The organism is Pyxidicoccus caerfyrddinensis, assembly GCF_010894405.1.
In the GTDB taxonomy this organism is placed as follows: domain Bacteria; phylum Myxococcota; class Myxococcia; order Myxococcales; family Myxococcaceae; genus Myxococcus; species Myxococcus caerfyrddinensis.
In genome coordinates this window covers 86715-111291 of sequence record NZ_JAAIYA010000003.1, presented here as the reverse complement: position 1 = coordinate 111291, position 24577 = coordinate 86715, and the positions used below count along the sequence as shown (strand labels likewise).

Sequence of the window (24577 nt, the reverse complement as noted above, 5' to 3'; positions counted from 1 at the left end):
CCTCCTACAGCCGAAGGTCGCCGCGAACGCGAATCACCAGGCGGCGGTTGGCCGGCTCGTTGCCGGACATGCCGGGTCGCGGCGCCGTCTGCCCCCGTCCCGAGACAACGAAGTTCGAGTCGAGACACTCGCGCTCGTAGCCCGCGTCCGCGAGCCGGCTGCGCACGGTGAAGAACACCTCCTGGGCCCGCGCGGCGCTGGCCCGGACGTTGTTCTCGAAGCTGACCGAAGCCACCCCGTTCCGGACGCCACACTCGCTGCTGGTACCGAGGAACGGCCGGTCGTCCGTGTGCCCCTCCAGGATGATGGTCGGCTCCGCGCCCGCGTCCCGCATGGCATCCACCGCCTCGCAGACCCTGTGAATCAGCGGCACGGCACCGCGCTCGAACTGGCTCACGTAGGCCGGAGGCGTACTGCACTGGCCGAGTCCGAACTGGAGGTTCTTGAACTCAATCTCCAGCGAGTTCACGCCGCCGTCGAGCCCGCTCAAGGAGATGAACCCTCCATCCAGCGAGGCATCCAGCGTGACGAGGTCCGTCCGCAGCGCGATCAGCGATGCCTGGACGCCCTCCTTCTGCGAGTCCACCTTGCCGATGGCGGCCTCCTTCTCCTGGATGGCGGCTTGCTGCTGCTTGCGCGCCTCCAGGATGAAGATGACAGCCAGCAGGAGGAACACCACGGCGACTCCCGCCATGAGGTCGGCCAGCGAGCGCTCGCTGGCGTCTCCAGAGGCGCTCATGTACGCCTCGCCTGCGGCTTCAGGACGTCCTTCAGCTCTTTCACTACGTCGGCCAACTCATCCACGCCCTGAGCGAGCTCACCGGAGGCCGCCTCGGATACGGAGGTGAGCTTGTTCATCACCTGCATCCACTGGCTGCTCAGGAACTGGACCTGGTTCTTGACGGACTCCTCGTAGGTCCGGGCCAGCCCGGAGAGCAGCGGGTCCACCCGGTCCAGCGCCTCCTTCTGCGCGTTGAGCAGCCGCCGCTCGTCCTCGACAACGGCGAGCCGCCCCGCCGAGTGCTGCTGGAAGGCGCTCGCCGCCTCGCTGAAGCGGGCCGCTACCTGCTGCATCTGGCTTGTGGCGTTCTTGGCGCTGTCCTGCGTCGCGCTGACGCCGTTCGTGGCGGAAACAAGCTGCGCGGCGGTCTCGCGAAGCTGCTTCGTGAGATTCAGCAGCCCATCCTGAGTCTGCTGCATGTTCCGGGAGAACTCCTCGGAGCGGACATGCAGGTCCTGCATCCCCGCGTTCGCGGCGGCCTGGAGCGCCGTCACATGAACGTGGAGGTTCTCCGACTGGCGGACCGTGTGGCTCTGGAGGTCCTTCGCGGAGCCAGCGGCGGCCTGCATCAAGGCCTGCGTGCTGTCGTTCATCCGCGCTGTGGCGGCCTCCAGACCGCCGCGCACCTGGTCGAAGCTGCCCACCATCGAGGTGACCTTCTCCGCCAGCGTATCAACGGCGCGCTGATTCTCGCTGCCCCACTGGCGCGCGTTCTCCCCCAAGCTCCTGGAGAGGCTGTCGAACTGGCTCTCCAGCCTCGGGAACACGGCCGTGAGCTGCTCCATCTGGCGGCCCATGTCCTTGGACTGGGAATGGAAGCCACCGGACACGCTGTCCCGGAGCTGTTCGAGGATTTGGCCCAGGTCGTGCTCCTGCCGCTCGGAGAGGGACTTCTGGATGCCCTCCAGGTGCTCGCGGACCGTGGACATCTCCTTCTGCAGCGTCGTCGCGAAGCCGGTGGAGATGGCGCGCTGGAGGTTGTCGGCGATTTCCTTCGCCGTCGTCTCGACGGAGGAAAGCTGGCGCGCCAGCACGTCGCCGACGTGCTCCTTCATCATGCTCCCCAGGTGGGTCTGCACCTGGCCGCCAATGTCCTGGAGGCTGACGTTCACGCTCTCCAGCTTCTCGAGCTGCACGCACAGCTCCTTGCGCGTCTGGGCCAGCTCGGCGCGCAGCTTTCCCAGCGCGTCCCCTCGCGCGGAGGCCATCAGGACTTCATGCGCGTCGAGCGGGCGGGTCTCCTGCTCGAAGAGCACCCGCATCGCGTCCAGCCGTGCCAGCAACCGCCTCTCCATGAGGGATGAAGCTCCCTGGAAGCAGAAGGAGCCAAAGAGGCCCACGGCGGAGACGAAGAACTTCGCGCCCATGCCGCCAATGGCCTGGGAGAGCAGGTCCGCCTGGGAAGCCGAGCCCGCGGCGCTGGAGCTCCGCAGCGCCTCCTGCACTGGCATGATGAGCGTCCAGCCCAGAAGTCCGAAGGTCATCACCAGCGCGAGCCCCGTGAGGTTCCGTCCCAGCCCCTGGCCGAACGAGTGCCGGAAGAGGGCCCGGCACATCTCACGCAGCTCCTGGGAAGGGGGGGCGCGGATGAGGACGGGCCCCGGCCCGTTCTGGCTACCTGGAGGAAAGACAAGCTGCTCCCGGATGGCGCGCCACAGCGCCCGCGCCTCCACGCGCCCAGAAGGCTCCGGGAGCGTGCCCGCGAGCAACGCCTTCAACTGGGACTCCAGCGCCAGGACCGCCTTCATCAGCGTGTGCCCGCGAAGCGCGGCCGCGCCGAGCGCCAGCATTATCAGGCAGAACATCACCGCGACGACCACCAGCAATAGCGTGTCCTGCAACACGTTGGCCCAGAAAGTCATACGTCACGCCTCCCCTTCACGCTCAGACATCTGGAACACTCCCGCGTACTGGCTCGCGTCGTCCGGTACCGGCGACAGGAACTCCCGCGCCATGGAGCGCTTGCGCTCCACGAGCTCGTGCAGCCGCTTGTCGAAGCCTGCCTCGGGCGCGCCCCGCCGGTGCAGCAGGGGGTAGTAGACGTGCACGGGCCGCGTCTGACCAATGCGGTGCGCCCGGTCCGTGGCCTGGTCTTCCTTCGCGGGATTCCACCACCGCCCGTAGTGGATGACGTGGTTGGCGGCCACGATGTTGAGCCCCGCGCCCGCCGCGATGGGGCTCAGGATGAGGACGCGGAAGCCACTGGCCCGGGAGAACGCGTCGATGCGCCGCAGCGCCAGACGCCGGTTCTCCGGGTCCCCGTTGATGATGGGCACCTCGTCGAAGCCAAATTCCTCCTGGATGAGCTGCGACAGCAGGTCCTGCATGGCGCGTGAGTGCACGAACACCAGCGCCTTCTCCGGCTCCGCGCCGTCGCCGCGGGTCGCAATCTCCTTCAGGAGCTTCAGGCACAATCCCGTCTTGGGACTCTCGGAGAGCACCGTCGCCGTGGACAGGCTCCGGGAGCCGGTCAACAGCGCCGGGTGCTGGTAGAGCTTCTGGAGGGCGTCGAGCGCCCAGAATGCCCCCTTCTTCCGCACCTGCGCGCTGATGCTCCGCTCCTGCTCCTCCTGGAAGGGCGTCATCTCCACCTCGACGACCCGGGCGCGCTTGGGAGGCAGGTCCTTGAGCGCCTCCGACTTCTCGCGGCGGAGCAGCGTGCAGCGAGGCTCGGGATAGCCGAGCGTCTGGCGAAGAGACTGCGCGGCGCCGTTGCCCTGAAACTGCTTCCGGAAGGAAGCGCGTGAACCGAAGACGCGCGGCACGCGGCTCTGGATGGCGTCGTAGATGGCCCAGACGTCGAGGAGCTCGTTCTCCACGGGAGTCCCCGTCAGGGCGACGGCGAAGCTCCGCTTGAGCGCCCGGGCCGCCAGAGAGCGCAGTGTGTCCGGGTTCTTGAGGTTGTGGGCCTCGTCGAAGACGACGGCATCGAAGTCCACCTTCAGCAACGAGCGCTGATGCGCACCGAGCGTTTCGTAGTTGGTGAGGATGAGCTCCTGCCGAGACAGGAAGGCCGTGTTGAGCCCTCCATCCCGCGTCATGGCCTGAACCCCCGCGCCATGCAGGACGTAGGGCGCGGGCCAGACGTGCGTATCGAAGAAGCGCTCGAGCTCCTGCCTCCAGTTTTCGAGCAGGATGGTGGGACAGACCACCAGGTGCGGGCGCCGCTGGGCCGACGGTGTCTCCATGTGCCTCAGCGTCAGCCAGCACGCGACCTGCAAGGTCTTCCCCAGGCCCATGTCGTCCGCGAGCAGGACGCCCGGCCCTCCGGACTTCGCGTGCTGCCACAGCCACTGAAGCCCCATTTCCTGGTGTGGCTTGAGCCGCACGCCGGGCCGAAGCACCTGTGTCAGCTTCTCCCACGGCACGGGATGCGCCACCGGCACGGCCTCCGGAGCCGGGCATGCGGTGTCTATCTCCCGCACAATCACTCCCATGCGCCCGCCTCCCTTTTGCTCCCCTCCGGCCCCGGCCCCCGGCGCGGCCGGGTCCTCGGTCGGCGCGACCGACACCCCGAGCGCAACACGGAGCTGACTGCTCAGCGCCTCGCTCACGGGGAAGGGAATGCCCCTCACGAGAAGCGGGGTGGAGCCTCCCTGCTTCAACGCGGCGTCGTTGCGCTGCAACAACTCCAGCGCCTCTTCGCGCGACGTCAGCTGGATGGAGCGTGGAGGCTCCCCTTCCGCCGGCTCGGCTTGGAGCGTGAGCGAGAACGCGCCCCCCTCCTCGACGGACAAGAACCACTCGAGCCCCGAGCCCTCCATCCGCTCCGGAGGCTGCCGTCCCCGCAGCACCTCGAAGCCCGCTACCCGCTCCGAGTACTGGGACAGGTCCAGGAACAGGTCCGCATTGCTTCCCTCTGGGATGAGGCAAGAGGGGTCCGCGAACTCGCGCGCCACGTCCCTGGGGAGGCGGCGCTGCATCGGGCGGACGTTCTCCAGCACCTCGGCGGCGCCCTCGGGAAGCAGCAGGGGACGGCGCGAATCATCCCCTGCGATACCACCTGAACGAATGCTCGAAAGCGGCAGCGGCACCGACGTCCCATCCGGACGGACGGCATAGGGCTGGAGGGAGACGACCTTCGGGTTGTCGGCCTCCCGCTCCCAACGCAACCCCAGCCGGGCGATGGGTTGGGGCTCGAACTTCTGGAGATACCCCGTGGGGGTGAACTGAATCCTCCCCTCCAGCAATCTGGAGGCCTCCTCCAGCCCGCTCCGGAGACGAGCCACGCGCGCGAGCTGCACAGGAGGCGCGGCATGGGTCGCGAAGCCGGCCTCGACACAGGCCCAGGCAGCCGTGGGTGACAGCGGACGGAGTACTCCTTCTTGCGGAGAGACAAACCAGGGCAGGGCCGCGGGCGACTCGGGAATGGCCTCACCCTCTACGCGGATGCGGTATCGCGCCCCCTTGCCTCCCGGAATACCCACGACCTCGCAGCGCAGGTCCTGCCGTTCGAGCTCCAGCAGGTCCATGAGCAGGTGCAGAAGCGTGACCCACTCTTCTTGGAGGACGGTGCGCTCCTCGGCATCAGCTCCACCCTCGGTGGGCCGCCCCAGCGCGACCCACTGGCTCATGGAAAAGCGCGCGTGGTGTGCGTCACGCCACCCCCTGGATGCCCACTCCTCTTCACGAAGCGCCACGCGAGAGGCGAGCTCGCGAGGAAGGTCTTTCAAGGAAACACACAGCGTGTCGGCTTCGACGAACCAACGAGAGGAAAGCGCGCGCAAATCTGGAGTCACTGGACGAAGCATTCCAGATGAATCCCCTCACAACAAACCCTGGCAGACCGGGGCGAGAACGACCCGGGCGACTCGCCTGGCAAAGCCGGGATGAACATTCCTTCACGATGGACCGCAAGGCGCAGTCGCCTCAAGAGCACAGCCAGACAGACCGACTCACCCTGGAGAGGTATGGCACTCCAGAATTCGCCAATGCTCGATCGCCGCCGCGTCCGCGCCTCCCGGGGACATACGGTGCAGGTGGCCCGGCATGCGGTGCACAGGAAGCGGCGCACTCCCACCGTCAGCGCCAGCGGCACCTCGCCCCATGCCACCGGCCCGAGCACCTGCCGCTCGCGCACCCCGTCTCCACTCACGCTCCCAACGTGTCACGTCCCGCGGCTACCGGCTCCCTGGGCTGAACCGGAGGCTTACGCTGACGCGTGGGTTAACCCTGGTAACCTGGAGCCCGTGCAGATCAAGAATAGATTGCCATCTCTGGCATGGTTCCCTGCCGTGCTTGTTGCTCTGCTCTTCGCCGGGTGCGAATCCGAAGCCCCTGTGATGAGGCCGTCCCCAAACAGTCCCTCTCGCCGGTGGGTTGGCCCACTGGTCAGCGTGCCTGGGGGCGGGCAGTTCCGGACCATCATCTACTTTGGACCGTGGCAATGCAGCTCCGAGTTGATGAACTACTGCCGACGCAAGTGCGCCGGCACCGGCCACACGCTCCAAGGGTGCATGTGGCTTTCGGACATCAACTTTGATTTCGATGGCCGACTGATGCAGGCGGGAAGTCGTTTCCCCATGACGAACTGCTGTTGCAACTACGGAACGATTAGCCCGTCGGCCACCGAAGCGGCCCGCAAGCAATGGAAGGGGTGGAAGGACACGTTCCGTGAAGACTTCGCGAAGCGGTTCGGGCAGTGGCCTACCGACCCCGATGGCACGCCCTACCAGGGACACCACGTCCATGACCTCTGGCACGGTGGCAACCCAACCGACTGGGACAACATCATCCCCTACCCCAAGGACCTGCATCAGGACCTGTTCGGGCTCTATAACCAGTGCTACGCGGGCAACTCCCCGTGGAACACCCCTGGAGTGGACCACCCCTATGTCAAGTAGCCCCGTACCCATGGCACCGCTGCTTGAGGAGGTGTCACGGCTCCATTTCCCGAACCCGCCCGCAACGCACGAACAGATTGCGGCATTCGAGCAGCGCGTGGGATGGCGGTTGGACCCTGACCTGCGCGCCTTCTACCTTCACTGTGATGGCACCAACCTCTTTGACCGATTGGACTTCGAGTTCCGCTTCTATCCGCTGGCGCAGATTCACCGGGCCCGCGTGGTCATGCGCAAGAGCGACACCGACGCGGCGGGCCCTGCGTCCTGGTATGCGCTCGGTGAGGTGCAGGACAGCAACTTCATCCTCCTCGACGTCAGCCAGCAGCACGAGGGCCGATACCCAATCCGTGATGGCTACAACGAGGCGTTCCCTCACCCGGACTACTGTCGCCAGATTGCGGGTTCCTTCTCGGAGTTTCTAGCGGGGGCTCTCCGGTCAGCGGGGCGGTGGTTCTGGCTCCGCGATGCGTGACCTACGGCGCCGCGCTCGGTGATTCAACGGGGGGTGTTGCCGCGCACGTATGCTGAGGGTCTCTTGAGCCGGCTGGATGATGGACGCCGGAATCCCGAGTCGGTTCAAGGCCCTACGGCCGCCTGGCGCCGCACGTCTCGGTCGCTCCACTTCGAGTCCATGGCGAAGTGCAACAGTAGTGCGATCCGCGCTACCCGGGCCGCATGGCAGCGGCGAGTGCGCACGTCATTGCGCGTCGTGGAAGATGACGCCCAGCGCGTGCCGCCGTCCGGAGCGCAGCCGGCTCACGCCGTGACGGAGGTTGACGCGGTAATAGCCGCGCGTGCCCTTCACGGGCCGGTGGTGGACCGCGAAGATGACGCCGTCCCCCTGGGATAGGGGCACCACCTCCGCGCGGGATTGCATGCGGGGGCGTTGCTCGGTGAGCACGAACTCGCCGCCGGTGAAGTCCTTTCCCGGAGAGGAGAGGAGGAAGGCGACCTGGAGCGGGAAGACGTGCTCGCCGTAGAGGTCCTGGTGGAGGCAGTTGTAGTCACCCTCGCCGTACTGGAGGAGCAGCGGTGTGGGCCGCGTCTGCCCGGCTTCGTGGCAGCGCGTGAGGAAGTCCGCATGCGCGTCCGGGTAACGCACGTCGATGCCCATCGTCTCGTTCCAGCGGTTGGCGATGCGCGAGAGCGGCGGGTACAGCTCGGTGCGGAGGGTGGAGACCGTGTCCGGGAGCGGGTGGGCGAAGTACTTGTACTCACCACGACCGAAGCCGTGCCGCGCCATGACGACCCGGCTGCGGAACGCTGTGTCCGACGCGTAGCTCTCCGCGAGCGCCACGCACTCCGAGGGAGCGAGCAGCGCGCTCACGGTGGCGCAGCCCTGGGTGTCGAGGTCCTGCGTGATGCGCTCCCAGTCGAGCGCGGCCACGCGCTCCGTGAGCGTGGGGAGTTTCCGGTGGCGAAGGGCGGCGGTCATGGCTGAGAGATGCCGCATCCGCGTCCACGGGGCGACCCGATAGTTGCGATGAACGAGAGTGAACCGAACACCTCCGTGAGCAGGGAGCGAGGAATTGCATGTGGTATTCCCGGCGGATGATTCGCGTGAGCCTTGCGGGAGTGACCGGATGGGTGGGCCAGCCGCTCGCGGCGGCCATCGAAGCCGCGGCGGACCTCGAGCTCGTCGCGGTGGTGGCACGTCGTGCCCGGGGAGAACGGCTGGGCAAGCTGACCATCAGCGGCTCGGTCGAGGAGGCGCTGGCCACACCGGCGGACGTCTTCGTTGACTACACCAGCGCGGCGGCCGTGAAGGAGAACGTGCTGGCGGCGGTCCGTGCCGGCCGACACGTGGTGGTCGGCAGCTCGGGCCTGAGCGACGACGACTTCCGGGAAATCGACCCGGCCGCCAGGAGTGCCGGGGTGGGCGTGCTCGCGGTGGGCAACTTCGCGATTACCGCCGCGCTCCTGCAGCGCTTCGCCGTCGAAGCCGCACGGCATCTGTCGTCGTGGGAAATCATCGACAGCGCCTATGAGGGGAAGATGGACGCGCCCAGCGGCACGGCGCGGGAGCTGGCGTGGCGACTCTCGGAGGTGCGCGCTCCCGACGTCGAAGTCCCCGTGGAGAAGACCGTCGGAGACGTCGCCGCGCGGGGAGCAGCGGTGAACCAGTCCCGCATCCATTCGATTCGCCTCCCCGGCTATACGATTGGAGTGGAGGTCCGCTTCGGACGGCAGCATGAGCGGCTGACCCTGTCCTATGACGGAGGGCCTGGAGCAACGCCCTATGTCGAGGGAACGCTGCTCGCGATTCGCCGGGTGCGCGAGTTCACCGGAGTCGTGCGCGGAATGGACCGGCTCCTCTAGCGAGCCTGCCGCCGGTACATCCCGGGAGGCACGCCCATGACCCGGCGGAACGCCCGATTGAACGCGAACTCGGAGTCGTAGCCCACGCGCGCCGCAATCGCCGCGAGCCCGTCATCGCCCTCGCGCAGCAGGACGGCGGCCTCCTGCATCCGCAGTCGCGTGAGATACGCGTGCGGCGCCATTCCGACCTCGGATGCGAAGCGGCGTGCGAGCGTCGCCCTCGACGTCCCTGAGCGACGCGCCAGCTCGCTCACATCCCAGTCCCGTCCGGGCTCGGAGTGCATCCACCCCAGCGCGCTGGCGAGCGTCCTGTCTCCGAGCGCGCCCAGCAACCCCGCGCCGCCCGGCGGCTGCGCGTCGGCCCAGGCGCGAAGCACCTGCACCAACAGGATGTCGAGCAGCCGGGAGATGACCACCGAGGCCCCACGCTCGCCGCGCTCGTACTCCCGCTCCAGCAGGGCCACCGTGGGCACCATGGCGCGGACGGGCTCGGAGTCGCCGCGCAGGTGCACCCGCACGGGCAGAAGGCGCAGCACCGGGTGCGCACCGGGCTCGTCGAATGCGAAGTGGCCACAGAGAAACCGCGACTCCGCGCCGCTGCCGCCCAGCACGTACGTGGACCCGTCTCCCCGCCCCGCCAGCCACTGCTCCAGCGGCACCTTCGGAGTGCGCGGCGAGTCCGCCACGGCATGCCCGTCCCCCCGGGGCAGCAGCACGACATCCCCCGCTTCCAGGGCAATGACCTCCCGTCCCTGCACCAGGCAGCCGCGCCCAGAGGTGACCAGGTGCATGGTCGCCACGGCTGTCGGCGGGAAGCGCAGGCCCCAGGGCGCGCGCACCACGGTGCGGCAGTAGAGCTGCCCCCGCAGCCGGGTGCGCTCGAGAATCTGCCCGAGGAGGTCGGAGGCGCGAGAGACGTCCATCTCCCCAAGTTACCAACAGCCCGCCCGGTCTGCCCGGAGACTGAGCGCTTCGGGCAAAACATTGAGCCGCCCGCGAATGGCACGCGGAGCCCGCCCCGGCCACATTTCGCCTCGTAAAGCGCGCCACGACGCACCCGGAGGCACCATGGAAACGCATCGGAACACCTTGTCCTGGAAGCTCACTTCCCCCACCGCCGTGTTCACCCTGCTGCTGGGGGCCTTCATGCTCTTCCTCAGCATCAATAGCAGGGTGGACCCGGTGAGCGCGGCACGGGGCTTCGGGCTGCCCCTCTCCGGCTCCGAGGCCCTCCCCTGGATGAGCGTGAAGTCCGGGAGAGACCTCGGCATCGGGCTGGCCATCGTGGCCCTGGTGGTGACCCGGCAGCGGCTCGCGGCGGGACTCTTCGTGCTCACCAGTATCGTGATGCCCGTGGTGGACGCGCTGACCGTCCTGAAGGCCGGTGCATCGCTGGCCCTGGCCCTCTCCGTCCACGGAAGCGCCGTGGTCTACGGAGTCGTGCTCGCCGCGGCGCTGCTGCGCCCGTCCGCCATCCGGAACGACAGGCAGTAGTAGAACGGCGCCACCTGCTCCTCAATCACAGACACCGCGCCCCGAGGCAACAGCTCCCGGGGACAGTGCGGGTCCTTCGAGTAGAACGTAATCGCCCGGAACGCCGCGCGCTGGAGCAGCGAGGGCCGGAAGGCCGGGTCCAATTGCTCGTCCACCACCACCAGCGGCGTCCCGGGCCTCGCCACGCGGGCCATCTCCGCCAGCGCCCTCGCCGGCTCCCGGTACCCGCCAATCCCTCCCACGTGCAGCACCCGGTCGAACATTCCGTCCGGGAACGGCAGCGCATGCGCATCCGCCATCATCAGCCGCACGGACTCATACCCTCCGCGCACGAGCCGCCGCCGGCAGTGCTTCAGCATGCCCTCGCTCAGGTCCACGCCCCACACCTCCACGTCCAGCCCGTGCGGCAGCTCCCTGCGAATCAGCGGCAGGTTCGCCCCCGAGCCCACGCCCACCTCCAGCACCCGCACCGGCTGCCCGTCCTCGCGCGGCCGCAGCGTCTCCAATTCCAGCCGGCGCATGTACCGCTCGCGCATCCGCGACTCGGTGACGGACTGGAGCAGCGGCGTCAGCACCGCCGTCAGCGGGTCATGCAGCACGGGCAGCCCGTCGTAGATGACGCGCATCAACCGGTCCGTGCCGCGCACCGCATCCTCGCGGTACAGCCGCGCCATTCCCCGCTCCACCGCCCATGCCTCGCCGCAGCCGCCACAGCGCAGCCACCCGTGGAAGATGCGCCCGTCCCGCTCCTGCCCGTGGAACACCAGCGTCCCAGCACAGGCCGGACAGGCCAGCCGCTCCACGTCCCGGACGAAGGCCCCCGTCATACCCGCCGCAGCGACTCCGCCCGCGTCCACGCCAGCTCCTCCCGCGTGCCCAGCTCCGTGAACAGCTCCGCCGCGCGCTGCGCGTGCATCCGCCGCGCGGGGTCATCCGGCGGCAGGTGGCGCGCCAGCTCCAGCCGCGCTCGCGCCTCCTCGAAGGCCGTGCCCTTCTTCTCCGCCGCGAGGATGCACCGGCGCCACGACTCGTACGCGCGCGGCGCGTCTCCCGCCACCCAGGCCTCGCACCCCCGCCACAGCAGGGACGCCGGCTTGCCGAAGGGGAACACCTTCGCGAACGCGTCCACCACCTTGCGCGCCGCCCTCGCGCTGGATGCCAGGGAGGCATCCACGCCGCCGTCCTGCTCCCACAGCGTGAGCAGCACCTCCGCCACCGACATGACGCCGAAGTAGACGAAGTGCGCCACCGGCTTGCCGGCCGACAGCTTCACCAGCGCCTTCTCCGCCGCCTCGCGCGCCCCGCCGGGGTTGCCCTCACGCAGCCGCAGCAGCGCCAGCGTGCTCTCCACGATGATGCGGTCCGTGGTGCCGCCGTGCGCCTCCGTCCACTCCAGCGTCTGCTCCAGCAGGGCACGGGCCTTCACGTAGTCTCCCAGCCGCAGGTGGATGTGCGCCTGGTAGTGCAGCGCCCAATGTTGGGACTGGGCGGCGTCGCGCCGCCGCGCCGAGCCCTCCAACCACGCCAGCAGCGGCAGGCTCTGGGAGAACCTCCCCTGGTAGAGGTACGTCACATTCAGGAACGAGCGACACTCCTCCGCCAGCCGCAGGTCTCCCGTCGAGTCGACGATGCCGATGGCCCGCTGCACCCACTCCTCCACATCCGCCCACCGCGCCACGTACGCGGCGTACACGGCGTTGCGGACCAGCACGTAGGCCAGGTCCGAGGGGCTGCCCACGCGCTCGGCCACGTCCCGCGCGCGCCCCGCCCACGCCTCCGCCACCGGGTGGATGGGCACCGTGCCCACCACCACCGCCATGTTGGTGTAGCCGCGCGCCAGCTCCGACGACGCGCCCGCGGGCTCGCACAGGTTCAGCATGCGCAGGCCGGACCAGAGCACCGGCAGCGCCTCCTGCGCGTAGATGTACGCGTCGGTGAGCCGCATCAGCAGCCGCCCCGCCACCAGTCGCACCCGGCGCTTCTCCTCCGTCTCCGCGTCGTACACGTCCGGCCGTGCACTCTGCGCCAGCCGCAGCGCCACCTGTCCCAGCGTGCCCAGCACCCAGCCCACGCGGCCGGACGGCACCGGCCAGCCGAAGTGCTTCAGCGCCCGCTCCGCCAGGGCGCGGAACTCCGCCAGCTCCCCGAGCTGGAAGCGGGCCTCGGCCAGCAGCGCCTCCAGGTGGCCCAGGCTGACGGCGTCTCCGCCCTGCTCGGTCACACGCTCCAGCGCGCGCAGCAGGAAGGGCACCGCTTCGCGGCATGCGCCCACCCGCAGCGCGTCCTCGCCGGCGCGCCGCGCGTACTGCGCCTCGCGCACCCGGTCTCCCGCCGCGCCCCAGTGGTAGCAGAGCGCCGCCGTCCACTCCGAGCCGTTCCCATGCGCCGCCTCCAGCGCCTGGGCCACGCGCCGGTGCAGCCCGGGCCGCTCCTCGGCGGACAGCTCCTCCAGCACGCCCTCGCGCAGCTTGTCGTGCGCGAAGCGCCAGCGGCCGTCCGCCACGTCCAGCACCGCCGCCCCCGCGCACTCGTTCAACCAGCGCTCCACATCCTCGCCGGGCGCCGCGCGCTCGAGCAGCGCGACGTCCACGTGGCGGCCCTGAATCGCGGCCAGCTTGAGCAGCTCGCGCTGCGGCGCGGGCACCTTCTCCAGCCGTCGGCTCACCAGCCGGCGCACACCGCCCGCGAAGACGCGCTCGGGCAGGGCCATGTCACCCAGCTTGTCGAGCCCACCCGCCTCCTCCGCCAGCGCGCGCACCACCTCCACGAGGAAGAAGGGGTTGCCCTCCGTCTCGCGGCGCAGCCAGTCCACCAGGTGCGGCCGCGCCCCCTGCGAGCCAATCATCGACTGGCTGAGCACCGCGATTTCCAGCGCGTCCAGCCGGGGCAGCCGCAGCACCTGCATGTCCGGCAGCTGCGACGGCAGCTGGGGCGCCTCGTCGTCGCGGAAGCTGCCCAACAGCAGCAGCCGCTGCCCGCCCGCGCGCGTGGCGAGCCGGGCCAGCAGGAGCAGCGACTCACTGCGGGCCCACTGCAAGTCTTCCAGGATGACGACGGTGGGCTGGGGCAACCGGGCGAAGACGTCCTCCACCACTTGCATCAGCCGCGCCTGCGCCATCTCCGCGCCCAGCTCCGCGGGGTCTTCCACCGTCTTGCCGAGCAGCGACTCCAGGTCCGGCACCAGCGGCTTGAGGACGCTGGCCTCGCGCTCCTCCAGCGTGGTGAGGATGGACAGCCAGCGCAGCACCGGGCGCCACTCCTGGTACGGACTGCTGCCGGCCGCCACCGCCTGCCCGCGCAGCACCGCCATGCCCCGCACCAGCGCGAGCGCACGCAACTCCTCCAGGAGCCGCGACTTGCCCACGCCGCTCTCGCCGCCCACGAGCCACGCGGCACCGCGCCCCCGGCGCGCCTCCTCCAGCACGCCGGACAGCCGCACCTGCTCGCGGGCCCGGCCCACGTAGCGCGCGGCCTGGAGGAAGCTCTCACGCGTGGCGGCGGACTCCCGCGGCACGGACTGGCCGGTGGCGGCGCGGAGCGCGGCAATCACCTCGTCCGCGCCGCGCGGGCGCTTCCTCGGCTCCGGCGACACCAGCCGCTCCAGCAGCGCCTTGAGCGCGGGAGGAAAGCCCGGCGGCGCGTCCACCCGGCCGGCGTGCGGGAGCCGGTGGAACATCATCTGGCACGCCATGGCGCCCACGCTGAAGAGGTCCGTCACCTCCGAGGGCGGCTGGTCCTCGAACAGCTCCGGCGCGAGGTAGCCGGGCGTCCCCGCGGGCTGCGCGCGGTGCACGTGCTCGCGTCCCACCGCGAGCCCGAAGTCCACCACCTTCACCTGCCCATGGGCCACCAGCACGTTGGCGGGCTTCAAGTCGCGGTGGATGATGCCGCGCCGGTGCAGGTACGCGAGCGCGTCCAGCGTCTGGAGCAGCAGGTCCACCTGCACGGAGAGCGGCCTGCCCGCGCCGGCCTCCACCAGGTGCTTCGCGTCCTCCAGCAGGTCCATGGCCAGGTACGGCCGGCGCTCGGCGTCGAAGCCGTAGTCGAGCACGCTGATGACATGCGGGTGTCGCACCGACGCGAGCGTCTGGAACTCGTGCGCCAGCGACAGCGCCAATTCATGGCGCGCGGCGGAGGACGGAGTGCCCGGGCTCTGCGGCAGCCGCGCCAGGTCCTCCAGCGTCCGGTGCAGCAGCTTCACCGCGACGGGGCCGGCGAGCAGGTCCTGCGCCCGCCACACCGTGCCCGCACCGCCCCGACCCAGGAAGTCGAGGATGCGGTAGCGGCCACCCACCACCTCGCCGTCCATGGGACGACGAGCCGGATCCTCCGGCCGGAGCTGGGTGTCGAGAGGGTGTTGACGCATGGGGGGCCGCCCACCCCGCATGATACAGACAACCCGGAAAACCGTGTGGGTTGTATCGCGACCCGGACGCGGCGTGTGTTCCCCTGCTCAGTTCCAGGCGATGTCGTACACGGCTTCCTCGCCGTCGTGACGGAGAATCTGGACGGTGGGCTGCCGGGCTCCGCTGGCCTCCAGGCCCGCGAGGAAGAGGCCCACGTAGAAGCCAGCCACCACCACGGGCCGGCAGGTGAGCGCATACCGGGTGGGCCCGAGCTGCTCCATGTGGGCCTCCAGGTAGTTGGTGCCCGTCCGGAGGTTGCGCGTCATCCGCGCCAGCATCCGCTCCGGCCCGAGCAGCCGCACGGTGGCCAGCAGCGCGTTGCCGATGAGCGTGGAGCTGAAGCCCTGCACGAAGCGGCGGCCCACCACGGCCGCGCCTTCATCCAGGGGAACCTGGGGTGCGAGCGTGTCCGCCGCGACGCGCAACGCCCCCACCCACACGTCCAGCGGGTAGGCCGGCGCGAGCGAGCCCTTCGCGTTGACACCCACCTTCTGCAGGCGCCCGACGCAACGCTCGTCGAGCTGGTCTCCCAGCGCGCGGATGAGGCCTTCGAAGCTCTGCTGGAACACGAGGGGTTCTGGAGTTTGCAAGCGGGCGCATGGTAGCTCGCCTGCCTGCTGTCTCCATCCGCCAGTTAGCCGCGGGCGGTTCAGCGGCCGACAGAAGCCCTGTCCCACAGGATGACGCACCCGGCCCGACTCCCTACCTCCGAGAGTCCAGGGGGCGTCCGGCGTATGCGTCGATGGGTGGCGGTGGCGATGGCGGTGGCGGCGCTGACGGGGTGCGCCGCCGGCTGCTCGAAGGAGAAGTCGCGGCCGTTCCAGCTCAAGGGACCGGTGGGCTCGCACGGCCCGGACCTCGCGGTGGCGCTGTATCAGACGGTCGGCGTGCGGATGGTGCCGGCCAATCACATCCGCTGGGCGAACAACGGCGCCGTCTTCGATGCCATGGCCACGGAGGTGAGGAAGGCCCGCGTCTCCGTCAACATCGTGATGTTCATCTGGAGGCCGGGGCGCGCGTCGGAGCAGCTGCTGGAGGTCCTCACCGCGCGGGCGCGAGACGGCGTCACGTGCCGCGTGCTCGTGGACCCGCTGGGCAGTCCCAGCTTCGAGGCGCAGGTGAAGCCCCGGCTGGAGGCGGCCGGCTGCCACGCGCACCTGTTCCGCCCGCTGCCGGCGGATGAAAACCTGGCGCGCAACCACCGCAAGCTGCTCATCGTCGACGGCCGGGTGGCGATTACCGGCGGTCTGGCCATCCAGGACGAGTGGCTGGGCGACGGCCTGAAGGAAAAGGAGTGGCGCGACACCAACGCGTGGGTGCGCGGCCCGGTGGTGGCGCAGATGCAGCAGTCCTTCGCGGAGAACTGGCAGGAGGCCAGCGGCGAATTGCTGCCCGCGAGCGACTTCCCCACCCTGGCGGAGCCGTCTCCCGGCCTGGACGGCGCGGGCGAGGGCTGGGCCGCCTTCGTGGGCAGCACGGCGAACCCCGAGGTGACGCGCGCCGAGCGGCTCACCCAGCTGATGGTGCGCGCGGCGCAGAAGCGGCTGTGGATTGCGCAGGCGTACTTCACGCCGAACGACGCGCTGACGAAGCAGCTGGTGGAGCGGGCCCGCGCGGGCGTGGACGTGCGGGTGCTGGCGCCGGGCGACCTCAACGACCAGAAGGTCATCACCGTGGCCCAGCGCGTGGCGTACGACACGCTGCTGGAGGCGGGCGTGCGCATCTGGGAGTACCAGCCGTCGATGATGCACGCGAAGACGATGCTGGTGGATGACCGGCTCGTGCTGGTGGGCTCCATCAACTACGACCCGCTCTCCTTCAACCTGCTGGAGGAGGGCTCGCTGGTGCTCCAGGACGACGAGGCCGCCCAGGCCATGGAGGCGTTCTTCCTGGAGGACCTGACGCACGCGAAGGAAATCCGCGCCGAGCGCGCTGCGCGGTAGGCTGCGCGCTCCCCATTCCTGGAGCGCCCCATGGAAACGCCGCCCCGCCACCTGTTCGTCGCTGGAGCCACCGGTGCCACCGGACGCACCCTGATGCGGCAGGCGCTCGCGCGCGGAGTGCCTGTGATTGCGCACGTGCGGCCGAAGAGCGCGAGCAGCGACCTGGCGAAGGAGTGGCCGCGCAAGGCGGTGGTGGAGCTGTCCGACGGCGAGACGCTCATCGAGATGATGAGCGGCTACACCACGGTGCTGCAGCTCATCGGCACCATGCGCAAGCGCTTCGACGCGGGTGACACCTACGAGACGAGCGACATCGGCACCACGCGGCAGCTCGTGGAGGCGGCGAAGCGCGCGGGCGTGGACCACTTCGTGCTGCTCAGCAGCATGGGCGCGGGCCGGCCGGTGGGTGCGTACCTCAAGGCCAAGGCGGAGGCCGAGCGCCTGGTGCGCGAGAGCGGCATCCCCTGGACGATTGTGCGGCCCCCGGCCTTCGAGGGCGAGTACCACGAGCCGCCGTCCCTCCTCCGCGTCTTCTCCCGGCTGCCGCTCTTGGGGAAGCTGCGGCCCATCCACCTGGAGCAGCTCGCCGCCGTCCTGCTGCGCGTGTCGGAGAAGCGGGGCCCCCTCAACACGGTGCTGGAGGGCAACAGCCTCTGGGCCGAGGTGGACGCCACGGGCGTGAAGCCTCCCGTCACACCGTGAAGGCCGTGAGCGTCACGCGCCGGGCCACGGTGTCCACGGTGATGGAGCTGGCATTCGCGAGGAAGCCGCCATCCCCCAGCCGGATGCGCCCTGCGTAGACCCCGGGCTGGTCCGGGTGCGGGGTGAGCTGGGAGACGAAGGACTCGAAGTCCCCCGGCGGCAGCGTGAAGGAGAGCTCCAGATGCCAGTCCTGGAAGCCCTCGTAGCGGATGCGCACGTCGGCGGCGCTCGGGGGCACGGGCACCGGGAAGAAGGTGTCGAAGAGCCTGCGCTGCTCCGCCACCGAGAAGTCCCGCTCGTCCTTGTCGGTGCCGAGGAAGTCGACGTCATCGAAGGCCCACAGCAGGCCACCGACTCCCAGACACGAGCCCAGCACGAGAACGACGGCGAGGGCGCTCCACTTGCCAGCGGACATGGGGCGATCAGCGCGTGGGGTTCGGGCCGCGGAGGCCGCGGACGGGTGCCAGGAGCTCGTCGTACATGGCCGGCAGTGTCCCCTGGCGGGGGGCCGGATTCCAAGCGGGTCAGCTTTGCGCCCGGAAGAGGGCCATGCAGCCGTGCAGGGTAACTTGAGACTCCTTGAAGCGCTGTCGGAGGGCGCGCTCCAGTGACTCCAGCGTGTCCTGCTCGTTGGAGAAGAGACCCCTGCGGTTGTAGGCGCGCATCAGCATGCGGGCCTGGGCGCTGCGCGGCACGTCGCCCTGCAGGAGGGTGGCGCCGAAGACGCAACCGCCCGGGTTGAGGAGGGGGCGGAGGTGGTCGAAGGCGACGGCCTTCTCGTCCATGGAGCCGGGCAGGCAGTGCAGCAGGTTGTTGAGCCCGATGGAGTCGAAGCGGGGCGCGTCGAAGTCGATGGGGTCCAACACGTTGCGCCGGTACGTCTCCGGTGAGTAGCGCGCGGCGCGACTGGCGGCGTACTCCAGGCTGTTGGCATTGAGGTCCATCAATGCCAGACGCGGCGTGGGTGAGGGATAGCGGCAGTACGCGGTGTAGTAGCCGGTGCCTACGCCCACGTCGAGGTGGTTGGCGGAGACGTGGGTGTCGTACCAGTCGAGCTGGACCGGGGTGGGGCATTTCCAGACGAAGCGGTTGGAGTAACCCAGCACGCCCACGTCGTAGAAGACGCGCAACGTCCACCACGTGTACGCGGACTGGCCCGCATGCACCTCGGGCGACAGCGACAACTCCAGCGAGGGAGTCTCCATCGGTCACGGCTCCTGGACATGTGTGGGCGACCGCAACCCTATACCCTGTCCGATGTGCGACGAGCGATGGGGCCCCGGGGCAACCCGGCTCCTGAAGCAGCCGGGCTGCATGCTGAACAGTGGGCCAACTGCCTACGGGAGCCGGTCTTGCGGCAGATTGTTCTGGACGCCCGTGACGGCCGAGCGTGAAGAACTCCCGGCGCGGTACAGCAGGTCCTGCCAGACAATCGGCGAGCGGGTGCGGAAGGCGCTGGTGAGGTTGATGACTGGCGTGCCGCTCCGGCTCAGCTGGAAGGACGGCGGGTTGTTGGCCTTCAGCGGCGCGTCGAAGAACTGGGGGCCTGCCTGGACGTCGGCGGTGTAGGCCGTGCCGCCGGAGGTGATTTGAACGCGCCCGCTCGACGTGAGCATGGCGAGGAGGAAGACCCTGTCCACCAGGGCCACGCCGTTCTTCGAGGCGGTGGGCTTGGGCTGCTGGACTGTGTCGTACGGCTCGGCACTCAGGTGCATGCGGTGCGAGTAGTAGAGGACATCTCGCACGAGCGCCGGCTGCTGGCGCGTCTTGAACCAGGTCGAGTAGTACGCCGTCAAATCATAGAACGCATACTGCAAGGCTGAGTTGGGCCGGAGGGCGTGGCCTTCGTAGTGGTCATTCCAGGTGAGGATTTGAACCATCTTCACGCCCGAGTCGATGGCTGCCTTCCACGTGTTGTATTGGGTCTTGAAGCCCGCCGTCTCCGTGGTGATGGAGCCCGTGGGCCGGTTGTCCGTGTGGCTCACCGGCGGCGAGTAGGGCACGCCGTTGAGGTCACCCCAGGCCTTGAGTGTGTTGATGCCGTTGAGCGGGTTGGACGTGTACGGGAGGTTGTCCCAGCGCGAGAAGGTGGCGCCGACCATGAACGGCTTCAGAGCGTTGCGGTTGGCCTCTGACGGGTCGAGCAGTGTGCCCCAGAGCACCGCGTCCATGCCGTGGACCGTCTTGAGTTGGTCGAAGAACTGCTGCCACCAGGTGGCGGGCAGAGCCTCGGGCCGGAAGCTGCCGACGACGTACTTGCCATTCAGCTTCCTCCAGGACGCGCGGCTCTTGAACGTCGCGAGGTCATCCGCGCGCTGACGGGGTTCGTCCTTGCCGCTGTTCGTCGAGAGGATGTGCGCGTCGATGTTGGGGATGACGTAGAAGGGGGCGCTGGGGTTCTCGGTGTTGAACTCGTCGGCGGCGTTGAAGAGGTCGGTGAGCCACTTCCAGCGTGGGTCGGTGGTCCGGAACCAGTGGTTGATGAGGAACCCGTCCACGCCGACTGCGGCGGCGGTCTGGAGGTCCTGCTTCATGTCGCGTTTGCCGTAGTCCGGTTCCACCGCGGGCACGGCGAGGATGGGAACGGGCCTGTCACGCAGGTAGCCACCGATGGACGCGTAGGTGCCCGTGGGTTGGAGCCAGCGTGTGTACTGGTCGTAGTACTGGCCGCTGCTGGAGCCGTAGCTGCGCAGCGGGAAGTTGTGCCAGTGCGCGAAGACCTTGTACTCGCTGGTGGCGAGGTCGGCCCGCGCCGGCAGGTCGAATGGCAGGAGACTGTTGGGCAGCTCGAACGGGGCCTTCGTGGCCAGGGCTGATTCTTCCGTGCGCTCTGTACGTGCCTCCGTGCCCTGTGGCTCGGGAGGGGCGCAGGCGGAGATTTCCGCCACCGCCGTGAGGAGGAGGATGAAGAAGCCGCGCTTCGTCGTGAACAAGGGAACCCTCTCTTTCCATGGGATGGACCCGCCCTGCCGACGAGTGGCGCATCCGGGCTGTCATGCCCAGCGCTGCTGATGCATGCCTGAACCGCATGTCACCCCTACCCGCTACGGTCGGCGCTCTTCATGGGCTCTGTCTTCGACCTCGTCCTCCGCCGCCTGGTGCAGGGCCACCCGGAACAACTCCTCCTCCTGCTGTTCGGCCCCAATGCGCCTACGTTCGTGCGAACCGCGGACTCCAGCCTTCCCCAATCCGAACGCCGTGCCGATGCCATCCTCGTCGTGGAAGCGCGGGGAGAGCGATTCGCAGTGGAGGTGGAGCTCCAGGCCCAGGCCGACCCTGACTTCGCGCGGAGGCTGTTGGACTACACGATCCGCGTCCACCTGCGAGAAGACATGCCGGTGTTGCCCGTAGCCGTCTTTCTCGTACCCGAGGCTGAAGGCACGGCGCCTCCGTACACCTTCGCCTGTGCCGGCCGGCAGGTACTTTCCTTTGATTTCCAGGTAGTGCGTCTCTGGGAGGTGGACTTCAGCCAGCCTGCCCTGCAGGCAGCCACGGCCCTCCTGCCCCTCTCGGTCATGGAAGCCAGGGCCGGACCGGAGCGAGTCGCCTGGGCCGAGGCCCGTCTCCGCCAGGAGCCGAGCCTTTCGTCGGCGGAGCGACTAGACTTACTCGTGGTCCTGGGAACCCTGGCCTCCCGCCGCTTCGGCCTTCAGCGGCTCAGCCAGTCCTTGAGGAGCATCATGCTGGACTCACCCTTCTGGGAAGAACAACGAGCACTGGAGAGGGCGCGCGAGCGCGCCCGGACGCTGGTGACCTTCGCCAGTGTCCGCGGACTGGCGCTCCCAACTGACGCCGAGCAGCGCCTCGCACAGTTGGACGCCGTCACCCTGGAAGCGCTCATCAAGCAGGCCTTCACCACTCCGGACGCCGCCGCCACCGCGCTCCTCGCGGCCACCCGCCCGCCGGAGCACTGAGCCTCGCGCCGCTACTCCTTCACCGCCCCCGCGGTGAGCCCGGACACAATCCTCCGCTGGAACAACACGGTGAGCACCACCAGGGGCAGCGTGGCGACCACGGAGGCGGCGGCAATCTCGCCCCACGGCTCGCGGTACTCGCTGGCGAAGAGGCTGATGGCCACTGGCACCGTGCGCTTCTCCGGCGTGGACAGGAACGTCAGCGCGTAGAGGAACTCGTTCCACGCGAAGATGAAGACGAGAATCGCCGTCGTCGCCAGCCCCGGCGCCGCCAATGGCAGCAGCACCCTCCGGAACGCCTGGAACGGCGTGCACCCGTCCACCCGCGCCGCGCGATACAGCTCGTCTGGTAATTGCCGGAAGAACGACGTCAACACCCACAGCGTCAATGGCAATGCAAACGTGGCATACGGCAAGGCCAGTCCAATCAGGCTGTCCCGCAACCCCACCGCGCGAAGGATGAGGTACAGCGGGCTCACCGTCGCAATCGGCGGAAACATGCTCACCGCCAGCGCCGCGCTCAGCAGCAGTCCCTTCCCCCGGAACTCCAGCTTCGCCAGCGCGAAGGCCGCCGCCGCGCCCATGGTGAGACAGAACCCCGTCGTCAGCGCCGCCACCAGCAGCGAGTTCGCCACCACCCTCAAGAACGGCCGCCCCCACAGCACGCTCACGTAACTGTCCACCGTCAGGTGCGAGGGCCACGGCCGTGTCAATTCGCCGTCCGGCCACAGGCTCGTCAGCACCTGCCAGAAGAACGGCCCCAGGAAGAACGTGAGGAACGCCACCACCGCCAGCGCCGTACCCAGCCCGGGCCGCTTCATCGCGCGCCCTCCTCTCGCCCCAGCAGCCGCAGCCACACCGCCGCCAGCACCACCACGCACAGGAACGTCGCCACCGACAGCGCGCTCCCGTACCCGAAGTCTCCCGAGCGCATCAGCGTCTTGTACGCGTAGATGCTCAGCGTCTCCGTCGTGTTCGCCGGCCCGCCCTCGGTGAGCACATAAATCGCGTCGAACACGCGGAACGCATCCAGCGAACGGAACAGCAACGCCAGCAGCAGCGCCGGCTTCAGGAGCGGCAGCGTAATCGACCGGAACATCCGCCAGTTCGACGCGCCGTCCACCCGGGCCGCCTTGTAGAGGTCCTCGCCAATCCCTTGCAGCCCCGCGAGCACCAGCAGCGCCACGAAGGGCGTCGTCTTCCACACGTCCACCAGGATGGCCGCGTGCAGCGCGTACCCCGGCGCTCCCAGCCAGTTGATGTCACTCCCCGGCAACATGCGATTGATGAGCCCGTACTCGGGATTGAACATCCACGCCCAGAGCCTCGCGCTCACCACGGTGGGAATGGCCCACGGCACCAGCACCGACGCGCGCAGCAGCCCCCGCCCCGGAAAGGCCCGGTTGAGCAGCAGCGCCAGCGGCACCGCCAGCAGCAGCTCCACCGTCACCGCCACCAGCGTGAAGTACGCCGTGTTCCCCAGCGCCGACCAGAAGCGCGCGTCACTCAGCAGGAAGGCGTAGTTGTCCAACCCCGTGAAGCGCCGCTCGCCGAAGACGAGGATGAAGCGGTGCAGGCTCAGCCACACCGCCGCCAGGATGGGGTACAGCGCCACGCCCGCCAGCACCACCACCGCCGGCGCCACCAGCAGGTACGCCTGTCGCCGCTCCCGCTCCAGCGAGCCTCCGCCGCTCACACGCCACCTCCGCGCACCACCTGCACGCCGCTCCGCCGCTCCGTGGCCGAGCCGCTCACTCCCCCACCCCCGTCAGGTGGTCCACCTGCTTCTGTGCCCGCTTCAGCGCCTCTTCCGGCGTCCTCAAGCCCGCCACCGCCGCGGAGAACTCGCTCTGCAACACGTCCGCAATCAGGTTGTAGTACGGCGTCACCGGCCTCGGCCTCGAGCGCTCCACCATCTCCTTCAAGTTGGCGATGAACGGGTCCGCCGCGCGCAGACGCGGGTCCTCATACACAGACGGCCTCGGCGGGTTGCGCGCGTAGTTCAGCGCCAGCACCAGGTTCGCCTCCGGCGACGTCAGGTGCGCAATCAGCTTCGCCGCCAGCCTCCTGCGCTCCGGCGACACGTGCGCATTCACCGCGAGCTGCCACCCGCCCAGCGTCCCCCACCCCGGCTCGCCGCTCACCGTCGGCAGCGGCGCAATGCCCACCTTCCCGCGGATGGGCGAGTCCGGCTTCTGCGCCTCGCTCCACGCATACGGCCAGTTGCGCATGAACACCGCGCGCCCCTCCTGGAACACGCGCCGCGCCTCCTCCTCGGAGAACCCCGTCACCGTCTCCGGTGACACGCCGCTGCGCACCAGTCCGCGCAGGTACTCGAGCGCCTCGCGCGCGGGCTTCGAGTCCAGCAGCACGCGCCCGCCCTCCCCCAGCGCCTCGCCCCCGTGTCCCCAGAGCGCCTCGTACACGTTGCAGCTCAGGCCCTCGTACTGCCGCCCCTGCCACACGTAGCCCTGCACGCCGGGAGCCTTCGCCATCGCCTCGCGCGCATACCGTTGCAGCTCCTCGTACGTGCGCGGCGCTCGCGGCACCAAATCCTTGCGGTAATAGAGGACGCCCACGTCCAGGTACCAGGGCACCGCGTACGTGCGCCCCTCCACCACCACCGCCTCCACCGGGCCGGGAAAGAAGTCCTCGCGCAGGCGCTCGGGCGGGAAGTACTCGGACAGGTCCGCAATCCACCCGGCCCGCGCAAACTCGGGAACCCAGACAACGTCCGCCACCAGCACGTCGAAGTCCTCGGCCCCGCCCTCCAGTGAAGTCAGGAAGAACTGGTGCGCCAGGTCCGAGGAATTGGGCAGCGCCTCGGTGACGAGCTCCACCCCCGGGTTCTCCCGCTCGAAGCGCGCCAGCAATTCGCGGAAGGGCTCCGGCGCCCCCCACAGCGGCTGGTACTTGAAGACGAGCCGCGTGCGGCCCGCCGGCGCGCCCGTCTCTTCTGACGCACGCCGACACGCCCCCACCGCCACGGCCAGCACGGCGAGGCCCAGAGCAAGCAGGCTGGCGTTGTGTCGACCCATGGGCGCGGCATGAGTCCAGCCGACCCTGTCCCCGTCAATGCACCCGCGCGCACCAGGGTCCTCACCCCAACATCCGCCTTGCCCGGGAATGCACGGGGGCTTTCGTGCGCTTGGAAAAGCCAGACGCTATGGTGTTG

Annotated in this window: 21 protein-coding genes; 7 read left to right on the top strand and 14 right to left on the bottom strand. The window is 69.2% G+C overall.

Annotation, left to right across the window (positions count from 1 at the left end; all coding sequences use genetic code 11):
• Positions 1-4 precede the first annotated feature (4 nt).
• Genes G4D86_RS07550 through G4D86_RS07540 form a run of 3 tightly spaced genes read right to left on the bottom strand, consistent with a single transcriptional unit; the run spans position 5 to position 5355 of the window.
• Positions 5-739, bottom strand: a complete 735-nt coding sequence (locus tag G4D86_RS07550) for a hypothetical protein (RefSeq protein ID WP_163991062.1) — start codon at positions 737-739, stop codon at positions 5-7.
• Positions 736-2643, bottom strand: coding sequence for a coiled-coil domain-containing protein (locus tag G4D86_RS07545; RefSeq protein WP_163991060.1), 1908 nt, complete (start codon positions 2641-2643; stop codon positions 736-738). The genes G4D86_RS07550 and G4D86_RS07545 overlap by 4 nt, the downstream gene beginning before the upstream one ends.
• A gap of 3 nt (positions 2644-2646) precedes the next feature.
• Positions 2647-5355, bottom strand: a complete 2709-nt coding sequence (locus G4D86_RS07540; protein WP_240360106.1) for a DEAD/DEAH box helicase — start codon at positions 5353-5355, stop codon at positions 2647-2649.
• 948 nt (positions 5356-6303) lie between these two features.
• On the opposite strand from G4D86_RS07540, the gene G4D86_RS52635 reads away from it, so the two are divergent.
• Together G4D86_RS52635 and G4D86_RS07530 are read left to right on the top strand one after the other, a co-directional pair.
• The gene (locus tag G4D86_RS52635; protein ID WP_240360105.1) at positions 6304-6624 is read left to right on the top strand and encodes a hypothetical protein; all 321 of its coding nucleotides are present in this window, start codon (positions 6304-6306) and stop codon (positions 6622-6624) included.
• 10 nt (positions 6625-6634) lie between these two features.
• The gene (locus tag G4D86_RS07530) at positions 6635-7096 is read left to right on the top strand and encodes an SMI1/KNR4 family protein (RefSeq protein ID WP_163991056.1); all 462 of its coding nucleotides are present in this window, start codon (positions 6635-6637) and stop codon (positions 7094-7096) included.
• 225 nt (positions 7097-7321) lie between these two features.
• Here the strand turns inward: G4D86_RS07530 and G4D86_RS07525 are convergent, their stop codons facing one another.
• Positions 7322-8059, bottom strand: a complete 738-nt coding sequence (locus G4D86_RS07525; protein WP_163991054.1) for a 2OG-Fe(II) oxygenase — start codon at positions 8057-8059, stop codon at positions 7322-7324.
• A 125-nt stretch (positions 8060-8184) separates the two neighbouring features.
• Here G4D86_RS07525 and G4D86_RS07520 point away from each other — a divergent pair, with 125 nt between their 5' ends.
• The gene (locus G4D86_RS07520) at positions 8185-8943 is read left to right on the top strand and encodes a 4-hydroxy-tetrahydrodipicolinate reductase (RefSeq protein WP_205519491.1); all 759 of its coding nucleotides are present in this window, start codon (positions 8185-8187) and stop codon (positions 8941-8943) included.
• Here G4D86_RS07520 and G4D86_RS07515 read toward each other — a convergent pair.
• The gene (locus G4D86_RS07515) at positions 8940-9866 is read right to left on the bottom strand and encodes an AraC family transcriptional regulator (protein WP_163991052.1); all 927 of its coding nucleotides are present in this window, start codon (positions 9864-9866) and stop codon (positions 8940-8942) included. The genes G4D86_RS07520 and G4D86_RS07515 overlap by 4 nt on opposite strands.
• Before the next feature lie 145 nt (positions 9867-10011).
• Here G4D86_RS07515 and G4D86_RS07510 point away from each other — a divergent pair, with 145 nt between their 5' ends.
• Positions 10012-10437: a DUF4267 domain-containing protein gene (locus tag G4D86_RS07510; RefSeq protein WP_163991050.1), complete on the top strand. Its 426-nt coding sequence runs from the start codon at positions 10012-10014 to the stop codon at positions 10435-10437.
• On the opposite strand, the gene G4D86_RS07505 is transcribed toward G4D86_RS07510, so the two are convergent.
• The 3 genes from G4D86_RS07505 to G4D86_RS07495 form a co-directional block, all read right to left on the bottom strand.
• Positions 10374-11264 (bottom strand): class I SAM-dependent methyltransferase, encoded by an 891-nt coding sequence (locus G4D86_RS07505; protein ID WP_163991048.1) that lies wholly within the window; start codon positions 11262-11264, stop codon positions 10374-10376. The genes G4D86_RS07510 and G4D86_RS07505 overlap by 64 nt on opposite strands.
• Positions 11261-14803, bottom strand: coding sequence for a serine/threonine-protein kinase (locus tag G4D86_RS07500; protein ID WP_163991045.1), 3543 nt, complete (start codon positions 14801-14803; stop codon positions 11261-11263). Before G4D86_RS07500 ends, G4D86_RS07505 begins: the two co-directional genes overlap by 4 nt.
• Positions 14804-14890: 87 nt before the next feature.
• Positions 14891-15412, bottom strand: a complete 522-nt coding sequence (locus G4D86_RS07495; RefSeq protein WP_240360104.1) for a DUF2378 family protein — start codon at positions 15410-15412, stop codon at positions 14891-14893.
• 165 nt (positions 15413-15577) lie between these two features.
• Here G4D86_RS07495 and G4D86_RS07490 point away from each other — a divergent pair, with 165 nt between their 5' ends.
• Together G4D86_RS07490 and G4D86_RS07485 are read left to right on the top strand one after the other, a co-directional pair.
• Positions 15578-16786, top strand: a complete 1209-nt coding sequence (locus G4D86_RS07490) for a phospholipase D-like domain-containing protein (RefSeq protein ID WP_240360103.1) — start codon at positions 15578-15580, stop codon at positions 16784-16786.
• Positions 16787-16816: 30 nt separating this feature from the next.
• On the top strand, positions 16817-17488 hold the full coding sequence (locus tag G4D86_RS07485) for an SDR family oxidoreductase (RefSeq protein ID WP_163991041.1): 672 nt from the start codon (positions 16817-16819) through the stop codon (positions 17486-17488).
• Here the strand turns inward: G4D86_RS07485 and G4D86_RS07480 are convergent.
• The 3 genes from G4D86_RS07480 to G4D86_RS07470 form a co-directional block, all read right to left on the bottom strand.
• On the bottom strand, positions 17478-17903 hold the full coding sequence (locus tag G4D86_RS07480) for a hypothetical protein (protein WP_163991039.1): 426 nt from the start codon (positions 17901-17903) through the stop codon (positions 17478-17480). The two genes, G4D86_RS07485 and G4D86_RS07480, sit on opposite strands and share 11 nt — an antisense overlap.
• Before the next feature lie 109 nt (positions 17904-18012).
• On the bottom strand, positions 18013-18693 hold the full coding sequence (locus tag G4D86_RS07475; RefSeq protein ID WP_163991037.1) for a class I SAM-dependent methyltransferase: 681 nt from the start codon (positions 18691-18693) through the stop codon (positions 18013-18015).
• A 132-nt stretch (positions 18694-18825) separates the two neighbouring features.
• Positions 18826-20421, bottom strand: a complete 1596-nt coding sequence (locus tag G4D86_RS07470; RefSeq protein WP_163991036.1) for an endo-1,3-alpha-glucanase family glycosylhydrolase — start codon at positions 20419-20421, stop codon at positions 18826-18828.
• A 312-nt stretch (positions 20422-20733) separates the two neighbouring features.
• On the opposite strand from G4D86_RS07470, the gene G4D86_RS07465 reads away from it, so the two are divergent.
• Positions 20734-21402 (top strand): RpnC/YadD family protein, encoded by a 669-nt coding sequence (locus G4D86_RS07465; protein ID WP_240360102.1) that lies wholly within the window; start codon positions 20734-20736, stop codon positions 21400-21402.
• 11 nt (positions 21403-21413) lie between these two features.
• Here G4D86_RS07465 and G4D86_RS07460 read toward each other — a convergent pair whose 3' ends face one another.
• From G4D86_RS07460 to G4D86_RS07450, 3 genes are read right to left on the bottom strand one after another with little or no spacing between them, the layout of a single operon-like run.
• Positions 21414-22223 carry a carbohydrate ABC transporter permease gene (locus G4D86_RS07460; RefSeq protein ID WP_163991033.1) on the bottom strand — a complete coding sequence of 270 codons (810 nt, stop codon included), beginning with the start codon at positions 22221-22223 and terminating at the stop codon, positions 21414-21416.
• On the bottom strand, positions 22220-23098 hold the full coding sequence (locus G4D86_RS07455) for a carbohydrate ABC transporter permease (protein WP_163991031.1): 879 nt from the start codon (positions 23096-23098) through the stop codon (positions 22220-22222). Before G4D86_RS07455 ends, G4D86_RS07460 begins: the two co-directional genes overlap by 4 nt.
• Positions 23099-23153: 55 nt before the next feature.
• On the bottom strand, positions 23154-24440 hold the full coding sequence (locus G4D86_RS07450) for an ABC transporter substrate-binding protein (protein ID WP_163991029.1): 1287 nt from the start codon (positions 24438-24440) through the stop codon (positions 23154-23156).
• Positions 24441-24577: the final 137 nt, after the last annotated feature.